9 protein-coding genes and 1 tRNA gene are annotated in these 8,284 nt (G+C 57.2%); 8 read left to right on the forward strand and 2 right to left on the reverse strand.

Annotated features, from left to right (window positions below; genetic code table 11):
* From Q7T06_RS08785 to Q7T06_RS08805, 5 genes are all read left to right on the forward strand, one after another.
* The coding region (locus Q7T06_RS08785) for a sensor histidine kinase (RefSeq protein WP_304783595.1) at nt 1-438 on the forward strand (438 nt) is incomplete at its 5' end.
* Between the two features lie 114 nt (nt 439-552).
* On the forward strand, nt 553-1,143 hold the full coding sequence (locus Q7T06_RS08790) for a response regulator transcription factor (protein ID WP_304783599.1): 591 nt from the start codon (nt 553-555) through the stop codon (nt 1,141-1,143).
* A 95-nt stretch (nt 1,144-1,238) separates the two neighbouring features.
* Entirely contained in the window at nt 1,239-2,129 is an 891-nt protein-coding gene (locus Q7T06_RS08795) for an AEC family transporter (RefSeq protein WP_304783602.1), read from the forward strand.
* A gap of 137 nt (nt 2,130-2,266) precedes the next feature.
* Nucleotides 2,267-2,752: a tRNA (adenosine(37)-N6)-threonylcarbamoyltransferase complex ATPase subunit type 1 TsaE gene (gene tsaE, locus Q7T06_RS08800; RefSeq protein ID WP_304783606.1), complete on the forward strand. Its 486-nt coding sequence runs from the start codon at nt 2,267-2,269 to the stop codon at nt 2,750-2,752.
* Complete coding sequence (locus tag Q7T06_RS08805; RefSeq protein ID WP_304783609.1) at nt 2,716-4,011, forward strand: N-acetylmuramoyl-L-alanine amidase; 1,296 nt, start codon at nt 2,716-2,718, stop codon at nt 4,009-4,011. Before tsaE ends, Q7T06_RS08805 begins: the two co-directional genes overlap by 37 nt.
* Nucleotides 4,012-4,047: 36 nt before the next feature.
* Here the strand turns inward: Q7T06_RS08805 and Q7T06_RS08810 are convergent, their stop codons facing one another.
* A complete protein-coding gene (locus Q7T06_RS08810) occupies nt 4,048-4,689 on the reverse strand; it encodes a VTT domain-containing protein (protein WP_304783612.1) in 642 nt (213 codons plus the stop codon).
* Between the two features lie 121 nt (nt 4,690-4,810).
* Here Q7T06_RS08810 and mutL point away from each other — a divergent pair, with 121 nt between their 5' ends.
* The 3 genes from mutL to Q7T06_RS08825 all read left to right on the forward strand — a co-directional run bounded on the left by mutL (nt 4,811) and on the right by Q7T06_RS08825 (nt 7,887).
* Nucleotides 4,811-6,649 (forward strand): DNA mismatch repair endonuclease MutL, encoded by a 1,839-nt coding sequence (gene mutL / locus Q7T06_RS08815; protein WP_304783616.1) that lies wholly within the window; start codon nt 4,811-4,813, stop codon nt 6,647-6,649.
* 36 nt (nt 6,650-6,685) lie between these two features.
* The gene (gene miaA, locus Q7T06_RS08820) at nt 6,686-7,648 is read left to right on the forward strand and encodes a tRNA (adenosine(37)-N6)-dimethylallyltransferase MiaA (RefSeq protein WP_304783620.1); all 963 of its coding nucleotides are present in this window, start codon (nt 6,686-6,688) and stop codon (nt 7,646-7,648) included.
* Between the two features lie 162 nt (nt 7,649-7,810).
* Nucleotides 7,811-7,887: transfer RNA gene (locus Q7T06_RS08825), tRNA-Met, on the forward strand.
* Nucleotides 7,888-8,183: 296 nt separating this feature from the next.
* Here Q7T06_RS08825 and Q7T06_RS08830 read toward each other — a convergent pair.
* Nucleotides 8,184-8,284, reverse strand: a 101-nt coding sequence (locus Q7T06_RS08830) for a 4Fe-4S dicluster domain-containing protein (RefSeq protein ID WP_304783623.1), incomplete at its 5' end; no start/stop codon positions are given.

The following is an 8,284-nucleotide window of genomic DNA, read 5'->3' on the forward strand; positions in this document are numbered from 1 at the left end:
CAATACTTCGTCACAATCAAGACCGATATTCCATCAACCTTGCCACCCGTGCTGGCCGATCGCGTGTTGCTGGAACAGGTATTGCTGAACCTCACGCGCAATGGCATCGAGGCGATGCAGGGCGTGGCACCCGAAAAACGGGTGTTAAGCATTGCCGCGAGCATCGATGCGGCAAGTCCGCCCAACGTCATCGTCTCGATCAGCGATCAGGGGCACGGGATTACGCCGGAAGTGGCTGAACGCCTGTATTCGCCATTCTTTTCCACCAAGGCGGACGGCATGGGCATGGGCTTGAGCATATGCCGCACGGCGATCGAATTCCACGGCGGCACGCTCACCCATGCAGACAATCCGGGCGGTGGCACGATCTTCCGTTTTTCACTGCCGACGTTGCAAAATACGGTGATCGACACGACAATGCGTACAGACCGCGTTTGAGCAGGCAGGGCAAACAAGGTTGACTATTTCGCCAGAGGCGCAGGTTTTCATGCGCCAGCTTTAGCGCCGTCATGGGCCAGCCCATGACGTACCGGCAGACTGACAGGACATACGATGCTGCACATTATTGATGATGAAGAAGTAATCCGCGACTCGCTGATGTGGCTGGCAAAGTCGCGCGGCATTCCGGCGACCGCCTACGAAAGCGGCAAGGCATTTCTGACTGCCCTGGACGGCATCACGCGCAGCCATCCGCAAGGACAATGCGTATTGCTGGATGTGCGCATGCCCGATGTCAGCGGCATCGCCCTGTTCGACTTGCTCTCTACACGCGGCTTGACGCAGGTATTTCCGGTGATTTTCCTGACTGGCCACGGCGATGTACCGATGGCAGTCGACAGCCTGAAGCGCGGTGCCTTCGATTTTTTTGAAAAGCCGTTCAACGACAACACGCTGATGGATAGGATCCAGGAAGCGCTGACGGCGTCGGAGCAAGCCTCTGCCGGCGCCGCGATCAACACGCGCCTGTCTGCATTGTCGGGCCGCGAGCGCGAAGTGCTGGACCTGATCCTGGAAGGAAAAATGAACAAGGTGATCGCCGACAAGCTGGGCATCAGCATGCGTACCGTGGAAGTTCATCGCGCCCATATTTTCGACAAGATGAATGTCAAGACCGCAGTCGAGCTGGCACGCCTGTTGAAATAAAATTTCGCTCATGCGACGCTGGGCGCATTGCATGTTGCGACCTGCTTCCACCATCCTGAACTGTCCCTCTATTCCAGCGCCCGGCGCTGATCGCCATGCATATCATCAACATCCTGCTACCTGATTTCATGCTGATCCTGTTCGGCGCCGTGCTGTTTCGCGTCACGAAGTGGGGTATTGAGTTCTGGAACGGGATGGAAAAGCTGATTTATTACGTGCTGTTCCCGGCGCTGCTGTTTTATTCGACTGCACGTTCACCGATCAATTTCGCTGCGACCGGCCAGTTTCTGCAAATCGCCATCGCCGCCTGCGTCAGCGGCATCCTGCTCGGCTGGCTGGCCAAACCGCTGTTCAAATCCCAGCCCATGGTTTTTGAATCCGGCGTGCAAACCGCTTTCCGCTTCAATTCCTATATCGCCCTGGCGATCGCCGGCCGGCTCGGCGGCGATCAAGGCACCTCATTGATGGGCCTGGTGATCGGCTTTGCCGTCCCCCTGTGCAATATGGCTGCCGTGCATGCGCTGGTAAAAAACAAGGGCGGCTTGCTGCTGGAATTGCTGAAAAATCCGCTATTGATGGCAACCATGGGCGGTGTGCTGTTCAACCTGCTCGGCTTTCACTTGCCGGACCTGGCGAGCGCCTTCCTGTCACGACTGGGCAATGCATCGATCGCGCTGGGCCTGATCATGGTCGGCGCCGGCCTGCGCCTGAGCGGCTTGCACGCCTCGAAAGGCATCGCCACCTACTTCCTGGCAGTCAAGCTGTTGGCCGTGCCGGCGATCACGTATGCGCTGGGTCTATGGGTCGGACTGTCGCCGCTGCATCTGCAGATAGTCGTCATGTTCGCCGCCTTGCCGACGGCATCGAGCGCTTATGTGCTGGCGGTACGCATGGGTGGCAATGGCCCCTTTGTCGCCTTCCTGATTTCAGCCGGAACGCTGATTTCGATGGGCACCTTGCCACTTTGGCTGGCGCTGCTACAGTAAACACTATGTGATGCGCGCCTGGGCTCATGCGCGGCGAAAGATCAGCGGAGAATTGAACTCCGCTGCGGCAATTGCATCGTATGGCTGTCCGGCCTGTTAGCATATTTTTCATCAACCACAATTTGACTGCACCTTCAATGCAACAATTCACCGCCCATCTGCATGAAGAAGCCGGCACCATCGCCCTCGGTGCAGCGCTCGCACGCGCCCTGCAACCTGGCTTGACGATCTATCTGCATGGCGATCTGGGCGTCGGAAAAACCGCATTGACCCGCGCGATGCTGCATGCGCTGGGCCACACCGGCCATGTAAAAAGCCCGACCTACACGCTGGCTGAACCTTATACAGTTGAAATCAATGGCGCCAGCGTCAATGTGATCCATTTCGATTTGTACCGGATGATAAGCGCCGAAGAATTCCTCGATGCCGGATTCCGTGAATACTTCAACCACCAAACCATATGCATCGTCGAATGGCCGGAAAAGGCTGAAGCGGTACTGCCTCCTCCCGACATCAGTATTTCACTCGCAGTGGCGGGCGAAGGACGTGATGTAGAATTGCAAGCGTTGTCTGATCAAGGTGTTGAATGTCTGAACCGACTGAAATTCGCTCCCAACCTGTAAATGCCAAAGTGCGCCGCACCGTACTCAAGGCGGGCGGCACGCTGCTGATTTCACTGCTGTCCCCGATGCCTGCGCTGGCGGCGCAGATTCTCGCCGTGCGCGTCTGGCCGGCAGATGATTACACGCGCGTCACGCTGGAAAACGACTCCAATTTAAAAACTACGCATTTCATCATCAAGAATCCCGAGCGGCTGGTGGTGGATGTGGAAGGCTTGGAGCTGAGTCCAACGCTCAAAAGCCTGGTCGCCAAAATCCAGTCCAACGACCCCTACATCAAGCAGGTGCGCGTAGGCCAGAATCGGCCGAATGTCATACGGCTGGTGTTTGATCTGAAGGAAGAAGTCAATCCGCAAGTCTTCACGCTGGCGCCAGTCGGTACCTACAAGCACAGGCTGGTGTTCGACCTGTATCCGGTCAATCCGCCCGACCCGATTGCGGCGCTGATAGAAAGAGGCCAATGGTCGCTGGACCGGCCGTCAGAGACGATGCCGCCAGCGGTGGCTGAAATCAAGCCGCCCTACGCAGAACCCAAAGGTGCACTGCAAGTCAACCGCATGCTGACGATCGCGCTCGACCCTGGTCACGGCGGCGAAGATCCAGGCGCAGTAGGGCGCGGCGGCAGCTATGAAAAGAACATCGTGCTGGCGATTGCCAAGCGGCTCAAGGCCAAGCTCGAACAACACCCGAACATGCGCGTGATGCTGACCCGCGATGGCGATTATTTCGTGCCCTTGCATGTACGCGTGCAAAAGGCCCGCAAGGTGCAAGCCGACCTGTTTGTTTCGATCCATGCCGATGCGTTTGTGCAGGCAACGGCAAACGGCTCATCGGTATTCGCACTGTCGGAAAAGGGCGCCAGTTCGACGGCCGCGCGCTGGCTGGCCAACAAGGAAAATGCCGCCGATCTGATAGGTGGCGCAAACATCAAGCATCATGATATCCAGCTTGCCAGCGTGCTGCTCGATCTCTCGACCACGGCGCAAATCAACGACAGCCTGAAGCTGGGCAAAGCGGTATTGAATGAGATAGGCGGCATCAATCGCCTGCACAAGGGCGCGGTGGAGCAAGCCGGTTTTGCCGTATTGAAGGCGCCGGATATCCCGAGCATCCTGATCGAAACAGCCTTCATTTCCAACCCGGAAGAAGAAGCAAAGTTGAACGACGATGCCTATCAGGATCGGATGGCGGATGCAGTCACGCAAGGCATCAGGAAATACTTCGCGAAAAATCCGCCGCTGGCGAAAAACCGGATGACGTGAAGCCAGACCGCATGAGGACGGGCTGCACGACGACTCTTATTTCCTGAAGCGCTGCACGACTTTCCACAACGCACCCAATATCACCGGAATCGCCGCCGCACCCACACCGACCAGTACGATGGCATTCAAATGGTCGCGTATGAACGGGATATTGCCGAACAGATAGCCGCCCGTCACCAGCAAGGCTACCCACGCAATCGCGCCGCTCAAATTGAAGAATTGAAAACGCACGAAAGTCATTTTTGATACGCCAGCGATGAACGGCGCAAAAGTGCGGGCGATAGGCACAAAACGCGCCAGCACCAGGGTTTTGCCGCCATGATTCTCGTAAAAGGCATGCGTCTTGCGCAAGGCATCCTTGTCCAGCCAGCGATAGTCGTGCGTAAATACTTTTTCGCCTATCCGGTGACCTATCCAGTAATTCACTGTATTGCCTAGTACCGCGGCGACGATCAACAGGCTCAACAACAGCCAGATATTCATGCTGCCGGCAGCGCAGAAAGCGCCGGCGATGAAGAGCAGCGTATCGCCGGGCAGGAAGGGAAAGACGACCAGGCCGGTTTCGCAAAAAATGATCATGAACAGCACGAAGTAAATCAGCGCGCCGTATTGTTCGATAAAAAGACCGAGATATTTGTCGACATGCAAAATCATGTCGAAGAACTGCATGAAATCCATAATTTTCCTTGGTAGCGGCAGCATGATACACCACCGCTAATGAACCCGATGCCAGAGAAATACCGCGCTATCGAAAGCCGCTGCGCTGCAGATCACCCGCTGGCGACGTTATAATCCGTGCATGCATGCACCCTCACCATCCATTCGGCCCATCCAGCCGCTCTCCGACCAGCTCATTTCACAAATCGCCGCCGGCGAAGTGGTCGAACGCCCATCGGCGGTCGTCAAGGAATTGCTGGAAAACGCACTGGATGCCGGCGCCACGCAAATCAGCGTGCGACTGGAACAGGGCGGCGTCAAGCGCATCGCCATCACCGACAATGGGCGCGGCATCGCGCCGGAACAATTGCCGCTGGCACTGGCGCGGCATGCAACCTCCAAGATCAATACACTGACCGAACTGGAAAATGTCGCGACACTGGGGTTTCGCGGCGAAGCACTGGCGTCCATAGCGTCGGTGGCGCAACTGACGCTGACGTCCCGCACCGCCGATGCCGCACATGCATGGGAAATCGTCGGCGTGCAAACCGCCGACCAGAAAAGCACGGTAGCGCCTTCCTCCGGCGCACCCGGCACCACCGTCGATGTGCAGGATTTGTATTTCAACACGCCGGCACGTCGCAAGTTCCTGAAAACCGAGCAAACCGAATTCGGCCATTGCGCAGAAGTCGTGCGCCGCATCGCCCTGTCGCGCCCGGACGTGTCGTTTTCACTCACGCATAACGGCAAGACGATAGATCACTGGGCCGTCAACGACATCGCCAAGCGCAGCGCGCATATACTCGGCCACGAATTTTCTGCGGCGCGCCTGCCGCTGGAAGAAGCGGCCGGTCCGCTGCACCTGCATGGCTACATCGGCTTGCCGACGGCATCCAAGGCGCGCGGCGATGCGCAGTATTTTTATGTAAACGGCCGCTTCGTGCGCGACAAGCTGCTCATGCACGCAGTACGCTCGGCCTATCAGGATGTCTTGCATGGCGACCGCTATCCATCGTATGTGATCAGCCTCGATCTCGATCCGGCACTGGTCGATGTCAATGTCCATCCCTCGAAGATAGAAGTGCGTTTCCGCGACAGCCGCGCCGTGCATCAGTTTGTCTTTCACGCCGTCAGCCGTGCACTGGCGCAGACGTCGGCCACTGCATACGGCGCAGCGCCATCCCCCACGCCAGCGCCATCCGGCGCGATGCCCTGGCTGCGCGAGCAACAGCAGACGACATTCGCACAGCAATTCAATACGCCGTATGGCGTGGCGCAAACCACGGCCAGCTACGGCGCGCTGTTTGGCCATGCGCCACTTGCCGCCAATGAGGATGGCAGCGTCATTGCCAATCCGGTCGCTACCAACTATCCCGCGCAATCCCTGCCTGACGGTGAATTTCCTCTCGGCTTTGCGCTCGCGCAATTGCATGGCATTTTCATCCTGGCGCAAAATGCAAAAGGACTCGCGCTGGTCGACATGCATGCCGCGCACGAACGCATCCTGTACGAGCAATTGAAAAATGCACTCGACGACAATGCAATGCAGGTGCAACCGCTGCTGATCCCGGTCACCTTCTATGCCGATGACGTCGAAGTCGGCACTGCAGAAGACAACCAGGACATCCTGCACTCGCTGGGCTTCGATATCGCCGCCCTGTCGCCGACCACGCTGGCGGTGCGCGCCGTACCCGCACTGCTAAAAACTGCCGATGCGCAAACACTGGCGCGCGATGTCTTGCGCGATGTGCGCGAATTCGGCGGTTCGCGCGTGCTGGTCGAGCGACGCAATGAATTGCTGGGCACACTAGCCTGCCATACCGCCGTGCGCGCCAACCGCACGCTGAGCGTACCGGAAATGAATGCACTGCTGCGCCAGATGGAAGCGACAGAAAGGGCCGACCAGTGCAATCATGGCCGACCGACCTGGGTGCAGTTGGGCTTGTCCGATCTGGATAAACTCTTCGAGCGCGGACGCTAGGGTGGCCTTGATGCATACGATAGCTTTGCAGGCAGCATGCGCATGACCAAGCCTTCTGAAAAACCGCTGATCGTCACTATCATGGGGCCCACCGCCGCCGGCAAAACCGCGGCGGCACTGGCGATCGCCGAACGCATCCCATCTGAAATCATTTCAGTCGATTCCGCCCTCGTGTATCGCGAGATGGACATAGGCACCGCAAAACCGAGCGCCGCAGAACGCGCCCGCGTACCGCACCATTTGATCGACATACTCGACCCGCTGGAAGCGTACTCGGTCATGCAATTTCGCCAGGATGCATTACGGCTGGCGGCAGACATCGTCGCACGCGGAAAATTGCCCTTGCTGGTTGGCGGCACGATGCTGTACTTCAAGGGCTTGAAAGACGGGCTGGATGCATTGCCGCAGGCGGATGCAGGACTCCGGGCTGCACTCGATGCCGAAGCCGCCGTCATCGGTTCGCCGGCGATGCATGCCAAGCTGGCCGCACTCGATCCAGTCACCGCCGCGCGCCTCAAACCCAATGATGCGCAACGCATACAGCGCGCACTGGAAATCATTGCGCTGACTGGTCAGCCCATGTCCGAATTGTTGGCCAAGGCGCCAAAAATGGAATTGCCATTTAACGTATTGCCGATTGCGCTGGAACCATCCGAGCGCAGCGTGCTGCATGCGCGCATAACGACGCGCTTCGATGCAATGCTGGAAGGTGGTGGCTTGATAGAAGAAGTAGAGGCCTTGCGCGCACGCGGCGATTTGCATCTGGGCTTGCCATCCATGCGTTGTGTAGGCTATCGCCAAACCTGGGAATATCTGGATGGCGCATACGACCTGGGCGAATTGCGTGAAAAAGGCATAGCCGCGACACGCCAGCTCGCCAAACGGCAGCTGACCTGGTTGCGTTCGATGCCGGAACGCCATGTCATCGATTGCCTGGCACCCACTGCTGCGGCCAGCATTTTGCAGCAGATCACCCGCGCAAGCGAAAACGCCAGGTAAGGCCGGCAGGATTGCATGCACAAGCCGATTAATTGCAACTTACGCAATTAATTGTCTGCTTTGTCCGACCATCAAATCCAGCCGCGGCGCGCGATATATCGCAAAGGCCAGCAATTTCATATTGACTTGCCCCCCCGAAAACGTCATAATCTTCCGCTGTTTGGTGATATAGCTCAGTTGGTTAGAGCACAGCATTCATAATGCTGGGGTCGGTGGTTCAAGTCCACCTATCACCACCAAGAACATGTTTTCGGACATACAAAAACCCGCGTTTCTCTCACGAGAACGCGGGTTTTTTGTTGTCCTGCCTGCTCCCGGACCGCAGCATCCAGCATGCGAATCAACCGCTTAACCTCGGTGCTTGAGACAGAGTTGAGCGTTTCTTGTCTATTTAAAAAATATCTGCCGATAAATTCATTGCGGCGGGAGATAAGCGGGCAAATCACCAAATTTAGTCATCCACTATTAAATTTTGCACCTTCCATCATTCTTTACATTCCACATAATCCGGGACGATTCACAACTCAACAGACACTCACATATGCGGATAGTTAGGCCCGCCGCCACCTTCAGGCGTGACCCAGACGATATTCTGCGTAGGATCCTTGATATCGCAGGTTTTGCAATGCACGCAAT

The sequence above is a fragment of the Herminiimonas sp. genome (assembly GCF_030645555.1).
In the GTDB taxonomy this organism is placed as follows: domain Bacteria; phylum Pseudomonadota; class Gammaproteobacteria; order Burkholderiales; family Burkholderiaceae_D; genus Oxalicibacterium.

What these genes read in the sequence shown, in the direction of transcription:
- Q7T06_RS08790 (WP_304783599.1), top strand. Translation starts at nt 553, where the DNA reads ATGCTGCACATTATTGATGATGAAGAAGTAATCCGCGACTCGCTGATG.
- Q7T06_RS08795 (WP_304783602.1), top strand. Translation starts at nt 1,239, where the DNA reads ATGCATATCATCAACATCCTGCTACCTGATTTCATGCTGATCCTGTTC.
- tsaE (WP_304783606.1), top strand. Translation starts at nt 2,267, where the DNA reads ATGCAACAATTCACCGCCCATCTGCATGAAGAAGCCGGCACCATCGCC.
- Q7T06_RS08805 (WP_304783609.1), top strand. Translation starts at nt 2,716, where the DNA reads ATGTCTGAACCGACTGAAATTCGCTCCCAACCTGTAAATGCCAAAGTG.
- Q7T06_RS08810 (WP_304783612.1), bottom strand. Translation starts at nt 4,689, where the DNA reads ATGGATTTCATGCAGTTCTTCGACATGATTTTGCATGTCGACAAATAT.
- mutL (WP_304783616.1), top strand. Translation starts at nt 4,811, where the DNA reads ATGCATGCACCCTCACCATCCATTCGGCCCATCCAGCCGCTCTCCGAC.
- miaA (WP_304783620.1), top strand. Translation starts at nt 6,686, where the DNA reads ATGCGCATGACCAAGCCTTCTGAAAAACCGCTGATCGTCACTATCATG.